At 66.7% G+C, this 207-nt stretch carries 1 protein-coding gene; it reads right to left on the bottom strand.

Going from position 1 to position 207, the window contains the following annotated elements; all coding sequences use genetic code 11:
• The coding region (locus V5F77_RS29420) for a DUF3141 domain-containing protein (protein WP_429008554.1) at positions 1–207 on the bottom strand (207 nt) is incomplete at both ends.

Genomic DNA, 207 nt, shown 5'->3' with positions numbered 1-207 from the left:
CGTGCGGTAGAAGGCTTCGTTGCGCTCGGAGAGGTCGCGCACGCGCTCGAAGGCATCGTCCTGCCGGGGGAAGCGGATGTCGCAGACCTCACGCGCCTCGAAGTGGACAGCGTAGCCACCGTCGCGGCAATCGGGATCGCCCGACGGATTGTCGATCTTCATCTCGTAGAGGCCGGGCGGAAGGGTCTCGATCCGCGGCAGGCTCTG

It is taken from the genome of Roseixanthobacter psychrophilus (assembly GCF_043195195.1).
GTDB lineage: Bacteria > Pseudomonadota > Alphaproteobacteria > Rhizobiales > Xanthobacteraceae > NCEH01.
Note: the sequence above shows the minus strand (reverse complement) of the source record. Positions and strands in the feature narration are given on the sequence as shown.